Raw genomic sequence first — 15,179 nt, 5'->3', positions numbered from 1 at the left:
GCGGTCACCGCTCCACGGCCCTGATCCAGGCGTCGGCGATCTCCTGGTGGCCCAGGGGTGTGGGGTGCACGCCGTCGGCGGCGAGTGCCTCTGCCCCGAGGGTCGCGGCCCTCTCGCGGAGTGTGCGATCCGTCGGCACCACCGTTGCTCCGAACTCGACCGCGAGGCGGTGGACGGCGTCGATCCGGGTCTGCACGTCGGGGCGCCAGGCCTCCTGCCCTGAGTCGATCGGCAGCACGAAGGGCTCCATCAGGACGATGCGCGTGGCGGGTCCCAACGCGCCGAGCAGGCCGCGGTAGCGATCCTCGAACGCCGACGGGTCGGAGTGCTGTCCGCTGTCGAACAGGCGCCAGGTGTCATTGATGCCGATGAGCACGGTGACCAGGTCCGGCTCGAGGGCGACGACATCCTGGTGCCAGCGCTCGCCGAGATCGGCCAGGCGATCCCCGCCGACGCCCGCGTTGCGGACCCGGGCGCCGACCAGCGTCTCGTTGCCGGCGAGGAGACGCACGTAGCCGTGACCCAGCCCTTCGGGATCCTCGCGGCGGCCGCAATCCGTCACGCTGTCACCGGCGAAGACGATGGTTCCCTGCAGCACGGTATGTCCTCTGATCGGTCACTATCTTCAGTAGATGAACTTAGTACCAATGGGCCTTCAGCGATAGGCGGACCTCGATCACCATGCGGCGCCCGCCCCGGTGTGCACGCATTGAAGGGCTTGGTCCCGTGGCCCGAGGCACACCCTGACCGTCCCGTGCCTCACCAAAGCGACAGCCTGCGGACGTCGTCGAGGCCGGTGGCGTGCTCAGTCCCGAGCAGGCGGTGCTGGTCCACCTGCAGGCCGAGCCGGCCGGGTGATGCAGGCGGGGGTCCGGATCCTGAAGGATGGAGCTGACACCCGCCGCCGAACGGAGACCCGTGCACCTCACGATCGATCGCACCACGTACGACGCCCCCGACGCCGTGCTCCTCCGGACCGCTCAGCAGGCGGAGCTGCACGTGCGCTACGGGAGCGAGGACCACGAACCGGGCGAGCCGCCCACCGCGGACAACGTGCCCTACTTCGTGGTCGCACGCACGGCCGACGGCGAGGCCGTGGGCTGTGGCGGTCTGCGTCCGCTCGGTGAGGGCGGGTTCGAGATCAAGCGGATGTACGTGCGGCCGGAGCTGCGCGGCCAGGGCGTCGCCACGGCGGTGCTGCGTGATCTGGAGGACGAGGCGCGCGCCCGGGGCTGCCGGGAGCTGCTGCTCGAGACCGGGACGGAGCAGCCCGATGCCATGCGCTTCTACGAGCGTGAGGGGTACCGGCGGATCGATAACTTCGGCCTGTACGCGGGCGAGGACCACTCCGTCTGCTACGCCCGGGTGCTGGACTGAGGATCCGGTTCACCGCGTCACGGCGGAGGTGACGTCCCCGACGACCGCGCCGAGGGAGGCGAGGAGGGCCTCGGCGTCCGTGAAGAGCAGCGTGTCGAGCGCACCCGATCCCATACCCACCCGGCCAGTGATCCGCTCATCGGCGTAGACGGGCAGCGCCGTGCGGCTGCCGAGAGGCGTGATGGTGCCGGGCTGGTACCCGGTCAGTTCGAGCGCGGCCTTGGGTGTCACGAGGGAGGCCTTGTTCACGGCGAGGAGGGCGCGCAGCTTCGCCCAGTCCAGGCGTCTCGTGCCGGGGATCAGGACGAAGACCGGGGTGCCACCGCTGATCTTGACGACGAGGGTTTTCACGCCGTCGTCCTCCGAGAGCCCCTGCGCCGCCGCGAGGTCGCCGAAATCGGTTTCGCCGTCGCGGCTCACGAGCTCGACGGCGAGGCCCCGTGCCGCCGCGTCCTCCGCCGCCGCCGAGCCCGCGTCCAAGCCCGCCGCCGAGCCCGCCGCCGAGCCCGGCGAAGACACCGGCGAAGACACCGGCGAAGACGCCGGCTGCGAGGTCGGCGACGAGACCGACGCGTCGGCTGCGGGGGGCTGCGCGGGGCCGGGGCGAGAGGCGTCGGTGTGGCTCAGGGGCTCAATGTAGGGCGCCGGGACAGCACCGACAAGCCACACCGGCAGCACAGAGGAGGGACCGGCGATGACGGTCGATGGCCGCCGTCGCCGGTCCCTCGTGTGCTGCGTGCTCTACCTGGCGATGATGTCATCCACGTAGATGGTGCCCTGCTGGACGCCGTTCTGGCCCTGTCCGAGGTAGAGGCTGAACTGGGTGACGTTCGCCAGCTTCCCGGCGTCGAGCACGGCGCCCGCGTTCGCGGTGTCCCACGAGGCCGGCTTGAACTCGGAGAACGGCGCCGAGACCTGCAGCGGTGCGGTACCCGAGAGCGGCACGTTGTACTCGAAGTAGACGCCGTCGGCCACGACCTGCAGCGTGGCGCCGGTGCCCGAGTCGTCGGGCAGCATCCAGGCGTTCAGCGAGGTGAAGCCGGACCAGTCCTGATCGACCGTGCGGCCGATCCCCGTGTAGTTCTGCGACGCGAAGTCGTAGCTGTAGGAGAGTCCGTAGCTTCCCCCTGCCTTGTTCTCGGCGGAGTGGGCGATGGCGTTGACGCCGGCGCTCGTGTACACCTCGTCGAGTGTGACGTCGTCGCCCGAGTAGCCCTCGAACGTGTCGACGACCCCGGGTACGGCAACGGGTGCGGGGCCGAGGAGCAGCAGCGCCTCATCGGTGAAGGTGGCCTTGTTGCCCTTGCCGTTGCCCTCCGTGACGGTGACGCGGAGCACGCCGGTCCGTGACTCCTGGTTGCCGTTGGGCACGGTGTACGAGCCGGAGAGGTACCCTGCGGCGTCGAGGGTGAGGGCCTGTGCCGGGCCGCCGTCCACCGAGAAGGTGGCCTGCGGGTTCCTGACGCCCGCCGCGCTGACGCGGACCGTCGTCGTCGGGCCGGTGACACGCTGGCGGTCTGTGGGGGTGACGATGTGCACCGTCGCCTTCTGCTGGACGGGCAGGGTGCGGCGCTCGTACACGTTCGTCAGATCACCGGCGAAGTAGCTCGCCGGGTCGGCGTGGAATGCGCGGAAATCGGGCATGAGCTCATGCTCGGGGGTGGTTCCGAAGGCGGGGTAGGGCACGAAGTACTGCTCCAACCCGAAGTTCGCCCAGGTCTGCGCGTAGGCCGTCTTCGCGGAATCGGGGTTGCTGCGCAGGGCGTTCAGGATGCTCGTGTACCAGCCGAGGTCGGGGTTCTGGCCGTTGGGCTTCAGGGCCCCGCTCATGCCGAACTCGGTGAGCGCCGAGACCTTGCGCTTCTCGTCCGCCATGCGCGAGATCATCGCGGTGTCGGCCACGAGGGAGTCGAGCCACTGCTGGCTGCCGTTCGTGCCGTCGTAGAGGTCGTACCCGAGGATGTCCACGTAGTCGTCGCCGGGGTACGTCTTCAGGTAGGTCTCGGGGGTGCCGCCGAAGGTCCCGTTCGGGGAGTAGGCGTAGAGGAAGTTGTGGACGCCCTTGACGTCCCGCAGGTACTCCACCGTATAGCGGAAGATCTCCTGGTACTCGGCGCTGGTGGTGTGGCCGGCGCCCCACCAGAACCACCCGCCGTTGTTCTCGTGCCACGGCCGGAAGATGATCGGGATCCGCTTGCCGTCCTCGTCCACCGATTCCTCGGCGACGTCCGCGAACGCGTCGAGGTATTCGAGGAACGCGGCATTGTTCGGACCGCCGGGCAGGATCTGCCGCACGGCGTTGCCGCCGGTGTCGTTGTAGCGCCCACCGGTGGCGAAGTTCGGGAAGTGCGAGCTGATGGTGTTGATGCCGCCGAGGGCGTCCGCCTTCTTGATGCCGTCCACCAGCACGTCGACGTTCTGGTCCAGCGTCGCCCCGGAGATGCCGGGCCGCTCGTCCCCGGTGAGGATCAGCGAGTCCCACCCGAAGATGGCGGGGAAGTCACCCACGCCGTTCTTGACGTCGGAGGCGAGCCCGTTCGGGGCGGGATCCGTCACCGCGTAGTCGGTGGTGTGCTGGTGACCGAAGAGGATCCCATTGCCGCGGACCGACTGCAGGTACGCGAACAGTGAGCGGGTCTCCGGTGTCGCCTTCCCGTCCGCGAGATCCACCGCCACGGGTGGGCCACTCCGCTGCACGTCGGGCGACGGTGGTGCCGCGGAGGCCGGAGCGGCGGAGAGCAGCCCTGCGGCGAGTGCTGCCACGGCCCCGAGTGCGGCGACGGTTCGTCCTGTGCGCGAGTGCTGAGTACGACCAAGCATGCTGTTCTCCCTTGAAGGCATTCCGGCTGGTTCAGAGCGTGAGACATAAGTCACAGACTTACTTGACTTAGATAATAAAGTGGCCTAAGAAAGTAGTCAACGGTTCGTCCCGGTCCATCCGGTCGGCCTGTCCGCGGCATCGTCGCCGCCACAGATGAAAGGTACAAAGATGTCCTCAACACTCTCGGGCCGCAGGCGACTGGGCCTGGCCGCCGCGGCGATGCTCGGCGTCGCAACCCTCACCCTCAGCGGCTGTGCCGGTGGCGGCGGGGGAGCGGCGAACGAGAACGGTGGCTCGGAGAGCACCGCGATCACCGTCTTCAACGGAGCGACCGGCACCATCTCCGAGAACTTCAACCCCTTCTCCTCGACGGCGCTCCAGCCCACGCTGGGCGTCATCTTCGAGCCGCTGTTCTGGTACAACGCGGCCTCCGACGAGCCGCCCACGCCCCTCCTGGCCGAGTCGTTCAGCTGGAACGAGGACGGCACGGAACTGACCATCAAGACCCGCGCCGGTGTCCAGTGGTCCGACGGCGAGCCGTTCACGGCGAACGACGTCGCCTTCACCTTCAACCTCGTGAACGAGACCCCGGAGCTGAACACCACCGGCCTCGCCGCCACGGCCGTGGCCACCGACGACACCACGGTGGTGTTGACCTTCGAGGAGAACTCCTTCATGCAGGAGCCGAGCGTGCTCGGCAACCGCGGGATCGTCCCGGCACACATCTGGGAGAACGTGGCGGACCCCATCACGGAGATCAACTCGAACCCCGTGGGCACGGGCCCGTTCAAGGTCGCCGACTTCACGGCGCAGAGCTACCTCCTCGAGAAGAACGACCTCTACTGGGAGGAGGGGAAGCCCGCCATCGACGAGGTCCGGTACATCTCCCTCGACACGGCCGACGCCGCGACCGGCGCCCTCCTCGCGGGCGAGGTGGACTGGATGAGCTCGTTCCTCCCCGGCCTGGAGCAGATCCTCGCCGACAACGAGAGCCTCTCCTACGTCAACACCCCGGCCCTGACTGCCTCGATCTTCACCTGCTCCAACGAGGAACTCGGTTGCGAGGGCCCGCAGACGGACCCGGCCGTCCGCCAGGCGATCTACCAGGGCATCGACCGCGAGCAGCTGAACGCGCTGGCCGGCGGCGGCTTCGCCGGAACGGCATCGCCCACGCTCGTGCTCCCGGAGCGCGACGCCGATTGGATCGCCGATCCCGAGAACGCCGAGACCCCGGCCACCGCGAACGTCGAGGAAGCCCGGCAGATCCTCGAGGAGGCCGGCTGGACCGAGGGCAGTGACGGCATCCGCGAGAAGGACGGCGAGCGCCTCACGCTCAGCATCCAGACGGTCACCGGGTACAGCGACTTCATCTCGCTGAACGGCGCCATGTCGCAGCAGCTCCGCGAGGTGGGGATCGAGCTCAACCCCACGGCCATCACCTACAACGAGTGGGTGAACAACCTCAACATCGGCCAGTACCAGCTCACGCTGGAATCGATCGGCCTGCAGCCCTCCAACAACCCGTACTACGCGTACGAGAAGTGGTACAACTCGGCGAACACGACGCCGGTGGGTGAGTCCGCGCTGAACAACAACACCGCGCGCTACTCCAACCCGGTGGTGGACGAGGCCCTGGCGGCCGCACGCTCCACGAACGACGAAGCGGTGCAGAAGGAGCAGTACGGGATCATCCAGGAGGAGATCGTCCGGGACATGCCGTACATCCCCATCTACGTGAACTCCCTGCTCACCGAGTTCAACACGGAGCGCGCCACCGGCTGGCCCACCAACGAGGACCCCTACGCCCTCGCGGCCACCTGGAAGGCCTGGGACAACGGGATCGTGCTGAAGAGCATCACGCCTGCCGAGTAACAGTCCTCCAGGCCGGCGCCGGCCGTCGAGTGGGGTGTCCCCAGGGACTCCCGCCCGACGGCCGGCCCGTACCCGACCAGCCGTGGAAAGTCCCTCCCCATGAAATACATCCTTCAGAAGCTCGGGTTCTACCTCGTGGCCTTCTGGGCCGCCCTGACGGTCAACTTCTTCCTCCCCCGCCTTCTGCCGGGCAACCCGGTGGACATCATGCTCGCCAAGCTCGCCCAGCGCGGTCCCGTGACGCCCGAGGCTCGCGAGGCGGTGGAGCTGCTCCTCGGGACCAACACCGACGCCCCGCTCCTCGTGCAGTACTGGCAGTACCTCGGGAAGCTCGTCACCCTCGACCTCGGTACCTCGGTGGCCTTCTTCCCGGCCTCCGTCACCGACATCATCGGCCAGACCCTGCCGTGGACCATCGGGCTGATCGGCATCGCCACGGTCATCTCCTTCGTGCTCGGCGTGGCGCTCGGCATGCTCGCGGGCTGGAAACGCGGCTCGTGGCTGGACAACCTGATCCCCGTGACCACCATGCTGCAGTCCGTGCCCTACTTCTGGCTCGCGCTGATCCTGCTGTTCGTCCTCGGCGGCATGTGGGACCTCTTCCCGCTCAACGGCGGGTACAACGTCTACGAGGTGCGCCCGGGCTGGAACCTCGCGTTCATCGGCAGCGTCGTCTACTACGGCACGCTGCCCGCGCTCACCATCGTGATCTCCTCGGTGGGCGGCTGGATGCTCGGCATGCGCAACATGATGGTGTCCACGCTCTCCGAGGACTACATCCTCACCGCCGAGGCCAAGGGTCTCCGCCCGCGCCGCATCATGACCACCTACGCCGCGCGCAACGCCGTCCTGCCGTCCGTGGCGGGTTTCGCGATCTCGCTCGGTTTCGTGGTGGCCGGTTCCATCGTCACCGAAGCGGTGTTCTCCTACCCGGGCATCGGCTCGGCCCTGCTCAACGCCGTCGGCAGCAACGACTACTCGCTCATGCAGGGCCTGTTCCTCGTGATCACGCTGTCCGTCCTCGGGGCCAACCTGATCGTCGACCTCCTCTACTCGTTCATCGATCCCCGCACCCGGGCCCGAACCTAGGATCGCCATGACAACCACCACCCAGGATCCGGGGATCGCCGCGGCGAGCGCCCGGTCCACCCGGCCGAAGCGCTCCCTGCCCCCCATGACGCCGAAGCTCGCGATCGGCCTCGCGATCGCCGGCGGCATCACCCTCTTCGGGATCGTCGCCCCGTTCCTCGTCGGAGATCCGTCGGAGGTCAACAACGTGGGGCTCGCCGGCCCCGCGGACGGCTACCTCCTCGGCACCACCCAGACCGGACAGGACGTCTTCGCGCAGCTGGCCCACGCCACGCGCGGCTCCCTCACGGTCGGCCTGATCGTGGGCGTGCTGACACTCTTCCTCTCGGCCTTCTTCGGCATCATCGGCGCCTACTTCGGCGGCTGGCTCGACGAGTCCTTCTCGCTGTTCAGCAACGTGATGCTCGTGATCCCCGGGCTGCCGCTGGTCATCATCATCTCCAGCTACGTGCCCGAGAAGAGCATCCTTCTGGTCTCCGTGGTGCTGGCGCTCACGGGCTGGGCAGGCTCCGCCCGCGTGCTGCGCGGCTTCACCCTGAGCGTGCGCAACCGCGACTACGTGGCCGCGGCGCGGGTCTCCGGTGAGAAGTCCTGGCGCATCCTGGGCGTCGAGATCCTCCCGAACCTGATCCCGCTGCTCGCCTCGCAGGTGGTCTTCGCCATCATCTTCGCCATCCTCGGCGAGGCGGGGCTCTCCTTCCTCGGCCTCGGCGCCGCGGATTCCTTCACCTGGGGCACCATGCTCTACTACGCACAGAACGGCCTCGCACTCCGGCTGGGTGCCTGGTGGTGGTTCGTGCCGCCGGGACTCATGATCGCCCTGTTCGGCGCGGCACTGGCGCTCATCAACTTCTCGATCGACGAGATCATCAACCCGAAGCTGCGCTCCCAGACCCGCGCCGCGCGGCGTTCGTGGAAGATCAGCAAGGCCGAGCTCCGTGCGGCCACGAAGGACGATGCCCTGTGAGCGGCGCGGACCGCGGTGCCCACGCCGTCAGCATCGAGGACCTCGGTGATCGCGCGGAGGGGCGCGCGTCCTCCACAGCAGGGCACGACGACGTCGTGCGCCCCGACCGCGACGAGCGCGGACAGCGCGCCGCCCAGGCGCGCGAGCACCCCGTGCTGACCATCGACGACTTCAGCGTCGAGTACAAGGGTGAGCGCGTGGTGAAGGCCGTGAAGAACGTGACCCTCTCCCTCGGGCGCGGCGAGATCCTCGGACTCGCCGGCGAGAGCGGGTGCGGCAAGTCGACGCTCGCCTACGGTATCAACCGGCTGCTCAAGCCGCCGGCCGTGATCACCGGCGGGAGCGCGCACTTCCACTCCCGCGAGGGCTACTCGATCGACCTCAACGAGCTCAGCGGCGAGGAGCTGCGGGCCTTCCGCTGGGACAAGATCGCCATGGTGTTCCAGGGCGCCATGAACTCGCTCAACCCCGTCATCACCATCCAGCGGCAGATGGAGGACATCTTCTCCACCCACCGCCCGGACCTGTCGAAGAAGGAACGCCGCGCGAAGTGCGGCGACCTCCTCGAGCGCGTGGGCGTGGACCGCGGGCGGCTGCGCTCCTACCCGCACGAGCTCTCGGGCGGCATGCGGCAGCGCGTCATGATCGCCATGGCCATGGCGCTGGACCCTCAGGTCATGATCATGGACGAGCCCACCACGGCCCTCGACGTCGTGGTGCAGCGGGAGATCCTCCGGGAGATCACGCGGCTGCGCGCGGACCTCGGGTTCGCGGTCATCTTCATCACCCACGACCTCCCGCTGCTGCTCGAGATCAGCGACCGCATCGCGGTGATGCGCGAGGGCGAGATCGTGGAGCTCGGCGACGCCGTGGAGCTGTACACCAACCCGCAGCACGAGTACACGAATCGCCTGCTGGCGTCCTTCCCCAGCCTCACGGGAGCGCGCGGCGACTTCATCCGCGGCGGCTCCCGGACCCAGAACGGAGACCGCCCATGAGCACCCTCGCCGTCCAGGACCTCGTCAAGGAGTACAAGCTCCGCGAGGGCATGAGGTCCAGCGTCCTGAAGGCCGTGAACAACGTCAGCTTCTCGATCGAGAGCGGCCGCACGGTTGCCCTCGTGGGCCAGAGCGGCAGCGGGAAGTCGACGCTCGCGAAGCTGCTCATGCAGCTGGAGAAGCCGACCTCGGGCAGCATCATGCTCGACGGCGAGCCGGTGCGACGCCGCGGGGCGGGCCTCCGCCAGTACCGCAGCGACGTGCAGATGGTGTTCCAGGACCCGTTCGCCTCCCTGAACCCGTACCACTCGATCGCCCACCACATCGGGCGGCCGCTGATCCTGCACGGCAAGGCCACGGGCCGCGAGGAGGTCATGGCCGGCGTGACCGCGCTGCTGGAACGCGTGCGGCTCGACCCGGACATGGCCGAGCGCAAGCCGCACGAACTCTCCGGCGGCCAGCGTCAGCGCATCGCGATCGCCCGTGCGCTGGCACCCGAGCCGAAGATCCTCGTGGCGGACGAACCCGTCTCGATGCTCGACGTCTCGATCCGCCTCGGCGTGCTCAACCTGCTGGCCGACCTGCAGCGCGAGGAGAACCTCGGCGTCTTCTACATCACGCACGACCTCGCGACCGCCCGCCACTTCTCCGACGACATCCTGGTGATGTACAAGGGGGAGATCGTGGAGCGCGGACCGGCCGACGACGTGATCCTGAATCCCCAGCACGAGTACACGCGGCTCCTCGCGGAGGCCGCACCCAACCCGGAGAAACGCCTCAGCGCCTGACCCGCCCGGGCACCCAGCACCGACACACCGAGACCACACCGGCGCCGCACCGGCGCCGCCCGAACCACCTGGAGCACGTGCATGAACGTTCCCACCCCCGCCCCGCAGTCCCTCGACCTCGGCGGCGCCTGGCAGCTCATCTGGACCGACGGACCGGAGGGCTCGCCGTCGTACGCGACCTCCCGCGAGGCCATCGCCGCGACCGTGCCCGGCCAGGTGCACACCGATCTGCTGTCCGCCGGTCTGCTCAACGATCCCGACGTGGGGCTGCGGGAGGCCGACCAGATGTGGATCGGGCACTCGCTCTGGACCTACGCCAGGCGCTTCGACTGGAACGGGGAGCCTGCCGGGGACCGCCTGGAACTGGTCGCCGAGGGCCTCGACACCTTCGCGACCGTCCGCCTGAACGGGCACGAGGTGGCCACGACGGCGGATCAGCACATCGCCTACCGCTGGAACGTGGCGCACCTGCTGATCCGGGGGGAGAACCTGCTCGAGATCACGTTCGGCTCCGCCTGGGACGCCGCGCACGCCTGCGAGGCGGAGGTCGGCGAGCTGCCCCGCCCGTACGACGAGCCGTACCCGTTCGTCCGCAAGAGCGCGTGCAACTTCGGCTGGGACTGGGGGCCGCACTACGTCACCGCCGGCATCTGGCAGCCCATCCGCCTGGAGGCGTGGACCCGCGCGCGCATCGCGTCGATTCGCCCCGCCGTCGCGCTCGACGGCGGATCGGCCCGCGTCTCCGTGAGCGTGGGTCTGGAGACGGCCGCCGCGGCGGCGGGCCTCCGCGTGACCGGCGTGCTGACGGCGCCCGACGGCGGCGAGGCCGCGCGGGTCACCGTGCCTGTGGCGGGCGAGGACACCGTACTCTACCTCACGGTCGAGAACCCCGAGCTGTGGTGGCCCGTGGGCCTCGGCGGCCAGCCGCTCTACGGTCTCCACGTCGAGGTGCACGACGACGGCGGCGCCCACGCGGTGGGTGAGCGGCGGATCGGCCTGCGCACGGTGGTGGTGGAGGAGGAGCCCGACGCCCTCGGTTCACGCTGGGCGCTCGTCGTCAACGGCCGGCGCGTGCGTGCGCGCGGCTACAACTGGATTCCCGATGATCCCTTCATCGCCGAGGTCACCGAGGAGCGCCTGGGCGAGCGCCTCGACCAGGCCGTGGCGGGAGGCGCGAACCTGCTGCGCGTCTGGGGCGGCGGCTACTTCTCCACCGAGGAGTTCATGGCGGGCTGCGACGAGCGCGGCCTCATGGTCTGGCACGACTTCCTGTTCGCGTGCGCCGCGTACGACGAGTCCGAGGCGATGATCGCGGCCGTCACCACCGAGGCCGAGCAGGCCGTGGCGAGGCTCTCCTCGCACCCGAGCCTCGTGATCTGGTGCGGCGGCAACGAGTGCGTGTGGGGCATGTACGACTGGGGTTGGCCCGAGATCCTGGAGGACCGGCCCTACGGCGCGGCCTTCTACACCGACGTGCTGCCCGGCGTCATCGCGCGCCTGGACCCCTCCCGCCCGTACGTCCCGAACAGCCCGTGGTCCGGGTCGCTGGACGAGCACCCCAACGGCCGCGAGTCCGGGCCCGTGCACATCTGGGAGGTCTGGAACAACGTCGACTACGTGCACTACCGCGATGTCGATCCGCCCTTCGTGTCCGAGATGGGCTGGTGCGCGCCCCCGGCCTGGTCCACCCTCCGCAGGGTCGTGACCGAGGGTGACCTCGTGCCGGACAACCCGCAGGTGGCCCACCACATGCGTGCCGCGGACGGCATGGAGAAACTGGCCCGCGGCATGGCTCCCTACTTCGGCGAGCCCACCGCCGCGGAGGACTGGCACTACCTGACGCAGATGGTGCAGGCGCGCTCGCAGGCCGCCGGTGCCGAGTGGTTGCGGACCCGCGAGCGGTGCGCCGGCGTGGTCATCTGGCAGCTCAACGACTGCTGGCCCGTGCTCAGCTGGTCCGCGGTGGACGGCGACGGCATCGAGAAGCCCGTCTGGTATGCGCTCCGCCGCTCCTTCGCCGACCACCTACTGGCGATCGTGCCGGTCACGGCGGGCGGCACGTCCGATCCCACCGGACCGGACGGCCTCGAGGTCGTGATCGTCAACGACGGCCTCGCCGCGTGGACGGCCGACGTCGTCGTGCGCCGCCTGACCATGGAGGGCGAGGTGATCGCCTCGGAGGCGATCACCCTCACCGCCGCGGCCGACGGCACCGCGCGGGGGCCGCTGCCGGCGTCCTTCGCCGTGGCGAGTACGTCCGAGTTCCTCGTGGCGGATGTCGACGGGCTGCGTTCCACGTGGTTCTTCGCGCCCGACGCCGACCTCGTGATCGCCGAACCGTCCTTCACGGCCCACGCCGTTGCCGCCGACGGCGTGGTGCGGGTATCCATCGAGGCACACACGCTGCTCCGTGACCTCTGCCTCTTCGCGGACCGGCTGGCCGACGCGCTGGACGTACCGGCACGCGAGCTCGCGGTTGACGAGATGATGCTGACGCTCCTGCCCGGGGAGACCGCCGTCCTCACCGTCAGCAGGCGCGACGGCGGCGCGCTCTCCGGGGGTGACCTCGCGGTCGCCGAGCGCTCGCCGATCATCCGGTGCATCGGTGACAGTGCCGCGCTCAGCGGTGCGGGAGCGTCCGGCTCCCGCGCGGCGTCGGCGGCACCAGGGGATGTACCACGGTGATCGCGGGCATCGAGACCGGCGGCACCAAGGTGATCTGCGCCGTCGCGGACCCGCTGCAACCCGGCACCTTCGTGGACCAGGCGCGCATCGACACCACCACGCCCGAGCGCACCCTGGGTGCCATCCGCGAGTTCCTCGCGCCCCACGCCGTCCGCGGCAGGTTCGACGCCGTCGGTATCGCCTCCTTCGGCCCGGTGGAGGTGGATGCCTCGTCGCCCCGCTTCGGGTGGATCACGTCGACCCCGAAGCCCGGCTGGCAGGACACCGATCTGGTGGCGAACCTCCGGCTGGCACCCGGGACCCCCGTGCGGGTCGTCACGGACGTGACGGGGGCGGCGCTCGGTGAGCACCGCTTCGGTGCCGGCCGCGGGGTCGACGACGTCGCCTACGTGACGGTCGGAACGGGGATCGGCGCCGGGATCGTGGTCAACGGTGCGCCCTTCACGCTGCGCAGCCACCCCGAGATGGGTCACCTGGTGATCCGGCGGCACCCCGCCGACACCTTCGCGGGAGTCTGCCCGTTCCACGGCGACTGCCTGGAGGGCCTCGCCTCCGGTCCGTCGATCACCGCCCGCTGGGGGCGGCCCGGGACGGACCTCGGTCCGCTGCGCCGCGACGCCGTCGCACTCTCCGCCTACTACATCGCGCAGCTCCTGGCCACGGTCACGTACGCGGCGGCACCGCAGCGCATCATCGCGGGGGGTGGGGTGCTGAAGACGCCCGGGCTGCTCGACGCCGTGCGTGCGCAGCTCGCCGTCCTGGTGGGGGGCGCGCTCGGCGACCATCCGCTCACGGACATGGCCAGCGGCTACGTGGTGGCGCCGGCCCTGGCCGACGAGTCGGGCGTGCGGGGGGCGCTCTCGCTCGCAGGCGACGCCTTGGCGCTCGGCGCGGCACTCGCGGCGGCCGGGTAGGCGACCGTCGTCGGGGCCGCCGTGGCTAGCATGGGCCCATGATCGTCTGGCTGAACGGCACCCACGGCGCAGGGAAGACGACCACCGCCCGGCTCGTGCAGCAGCTGATCCCGGACTCGCAGGTGTTCGACGCCGAGAAGGTCGGCGAGACGCTGATGGACGTGTACCCGGGGCTGCCCGAGACCGACAACTTCCAGCACTGGCCGCCCTGGCGGCCGCTCGTGGTCGAGACGGCCCGGCGCATCCTCGAGTACACCGGCGGCACGCTCGTGATTCCCATGACCGTGCTGGTCGAGGAGTACTGGCGCGAGATCAGTGAGGGCCTCGCCTCGTACGGGGTGCCGGTCCGGCACGTCGTGCTGCACGCGGACCAGGACACGCTGCGCGCGCGGATCATGGACGATTCCGTGCTCGGCCCGTCCTCGTTCCGGCTCCGGTACCTCGAGCCGTACGACGAGGCCATCCGCTCCTGGCTGGGTGCGGAGGCGCACGTGGTGGACACCGTGGGCGTCCCGCCGGCCGAGGTCGCCGCGACCATCGCGGCGTGGGCGCTCGCGCCGCAGGGCCCCGGGAGTTCCTGACGCGGGAGGCCGGTCAGGCCGGCGGGAGGGCGAGGAGGGCCTGCGTCGTCACGACCGTGGCGAACTCGCCGTGATCCGTTCACGACCGCACCCTCGCCGGTCCCGTCCTCACACCCTCCCCGCTTTCGTCACACCTCAGGTGCCGCCGGAGCGACGCTGCCGTTCGACCATGCGCAGCACGCGGTCGGCGCGTTCCGCGAGGCCGCCGACGCCGCCCGGGGGCAGGGCATCGAGCGGCCACCACTGGAGATCCTCGCTCTCCGCGCTGACGCTCATCCCGGCGCTGCGCGGGACCACGGCGGCGTACGCAAGGTCGAGGTGGCTGGTGCAGGGCCCGAAGGACGGGGACAGGGCGTGGATGTCCGCGTCGAGAACTACAGGGGAGAACCAGGTCTCGCCGGTGATGCCCGACTCCTCGCGGAACTCCCGGAGGGCGTCCTGTCCGAATTCGCGGAGGTGGTGCTGGATCTCGTCCAACGCGGCCCGTTGACGGGGATCATCCGCCGCCGATGCCGCCGCCGTGATTTCCCGCGTACTCGCCGCGAGCAGGTCGACACCCACCCGGTCAGCCGCGCAGCTCTGCCGCGTACTCGGTGAGCGAGCGCTTGTAGCCGTCGAGCGTGGGTATCAGTGCCAGCAAGGCCGTCCTCAGGGCATCGCCGTGCCTCCCGTCGTCGTGCAGGGCGAGGGCGAGGAAGGCCAGACGGGCGCTCTCGTCGGGGCCCGCAGGGGGCATGCCCTCGAGGATCGTGACGGCCTCGGCCGCACCGCCCACGTTGCGGAGGGAGCTTGCCAGCTGGATCGGCGCGCGGAGAGAGCTCTCACCCTCCAGCCCGGCGTCGATCGCGCGGCGGTAGAGGGGGATGGCCTGCTCCTCCAGCCCCAGGGCGTCGTGCACACCAGCTCGTTCGAAGAGGGCCTCGGCGTCGCCCTCCGGCCGGTCGGCGAGGAGGTCTGTCATCCGCGCGACGGTGCCCGCGGGGTCGTCGTCGTCGAACTCCTGCTCGTAGAAGCGTTCGATCCTCTGCTGCAGCGTCGCGTCGTCCATCTGACCAGCCTGTCAGACGGACGGGCAGCTCACGCGCGC

General features: G+C 69.9%; 14 protein-coding genes. 9 read left to right on the top strand and 5 right to left on the bottom strand.

Going from position 1 to position 15,179, the window contains the following annotated elements; genetic code table 11:
• Positions 1-4 precede the first annotated feature (4 nt).
• On the bottom strand, positions 5-598 hold the full coding sequence (locus tag AC4D16_RS08245) for an SGNH/GDSL hydrolase family protein (RefSeq protein ID WP_490947870.1): 594 nt from the start codon (positions 596-598) through the stop codon (positions 5-7).
• Between the two features lie 287 nt (positions 599-885).
• Between AC4D16_RS08245 and AC4D16_RS08240 the strand changes: the two genes are divergently transcribed.
• Positions 886-1,377: a GNAT family N-acetyltransferase gene (locus AC4D16_RS08240; RefSeq protein WP_490954572.1), complete on the top strand. Its 492-nt coding sequence runs from the start codon at positions 886-888 to the stop codon at positions 1,375-1,377.
• A 9-nt stretch (positions 1,378-1,386) separates the two neighbouring features.
• Here AC4D16_RS08240 and AC4D16_RS08235 read toward each other — a convergent pair whose 3' ends face one another.
• Positions 1,387-1,896, bottom strand: coding sequence for an aminoacyl-tRNA deacylase (locus AC4D16_RS08235; RefSeq protein WP_490954571.1), 510 nt, complete (start codon positions 1,894-1,896; stop codon positions 1,387-1,389).
• A 222-nt stretch (positions 1,897-2,118) separates the two neighbouring features.
• Complete coding sequence (locus tag AC4D16_RS08230) at positions 2,119-4,197, bottom strand: glycosyl hydrolase (RefSeq protein ID WP_490954570.1); 2,079 nt, start codon at positions 4,195-4,197, stop codon at positions 2,119-2,121.
• A 169-nt stretch (positions 4,198-4,366) separates the two neighbouring features.
• Between AC4D16_RS08230 and AC4D16_RS08225 the strand changes: the two genes are divergently transcribed.
• From AC4D16_RS08225 to AC4D16_RS08190, 8 genes are all read left to right on the top strand, one after another.
• On the top strand, positions 4,367-6,070 hold the full coding sequence (locus AC4D16_RS08225) for an ABC transporter substrate-binding protein (RefSeq protein WP_490954569.1): 1,704 nt from the start codon (positions 4,367-4,369) through the stop codon (positions 6,068-6,070).
• 99 nt (positions 6,071-6,169) lie between these two features.
• Positions 6,170-7,159, top strand: coding sequence for an ABC transporter permease (locus tag AC4D16_RS08220; protein ID WP_490947875.1), 990 nt, complete (start codon positions 6,170-6,172; stop codon positions 7,157-7,159).
• A 7-nt stretch (positions 7,160-7,166) separates the two neighbouring features.
• The gene (locus AC4D16_RS08215; RefSeq protein WP_490947876.1) at positions 7,167-8,126 is read left to right on the top strand and encodes an ABC transporter permease; all 960 of its coding nucleotides are present in this window, start codon (positions 7,167-7,169) and stop codon (positions 8,124-8,126) included.
• A 152-nt stretch (positions 8,127-8,278) separates the two neighbouring features.
• Complete coding sequence (locus tag AC4D16_RS08210) at positions 8,279-9,124, top strand: ABC transporter ATP-binding protein (RefSeq protein ID WP_490954690.1); 846 nt, start codon at positions 8,279-8,281, stop codon at positions 9,122-9,124.
• Positions 9,121-9,912 carry an ABC transporter ATP-binding protein gene (locus tag AC4D16_RS08205; protein ID WP_490954568.1) on the top strand — a complete coding sequence of 264 codons (792 nt, stop codon included), beginning with the start codon at positions 9,121-9,123 and terminating at the stop codon, positions 9,910-9,912. The genes AC4D16_RS08210 and AC4D16_RS08205 overlap by 4 nt, the downstream gene beginning before the upstream one ends.
• A gap of 81 nt (positions 9,913-9,993) precedes the next feature.
• A complete protein-coding gene (locus AC4D16_RS08200; protein ID WP_490954567.1) occupies positions 9,994-12,597 on the top strand; it encodes a glycoside hydrolase family 2 protein in 2,604 nt (867 codons plus the stop codon).
• Positions 12,594-13,511 (top strand): ROK family protein, encoded by a 918-nt coding sequence (locus tag AC4D16_RS08195; protein WP_490954566.1) that lies wholly within the window; start codon positions 12,594-12,596, stop codon positions 13,509-13,511. The genes AC4D16_RS08200 and AC4D16_RS08195 overlap by 4 nt, the downstream gene beginning before the upstream one ends.
• A gap of 38 nt (positions 13,512-13,549) precedes the next feature.
• A complete protein-coding gene (locus tag AC4D16_RS08190; RefSeq protein WP_490954565.1) occupies positions 13,550-14,092 on the top strand; it encodes an AAA family ATPase in 543 nt (180 codons plus the stop codon).
• Between the two features lie 135 nt (positions 14,093-14,227).
• On the opposite strand, the gene AC4D16_RS08185 is transcribed toward AC4D16_RS08190, so the two are convergent.
• Positions 14,228-14,653 (bottom strand): NUDIX hydrolase, encoded by a 426-nt coding sequence (locus AC4D16_RS08185; protein WP_490947881.1) that lies wholly within the window; start codon positions 14,651-14,653, stop codon positions 14,228-14,230.
• A 4-nt stretch (positions 14,654-14,657) separates the two neighbouring features.
• Positions 14,658-15,140 (bottom strand): tetratricopeptide repeat protein, encoded by a 483-nt coding sequence (locus AC4D16_RS08180; protein WP_490954564.1) that lies wholly within the window; start codon positions 15,138-15,140, stop codon positions 14,658-14,660.
• Between the last annotated feature and the right edge of the window lie 39 nt (positions 15,141-15,179).

The organism is Arthrobacter sp. TJ-236 (genome assembly GCF_058269235.1).
This window is presented reverse-complemented; position numbering and strand designations above follow the sequence as displayed.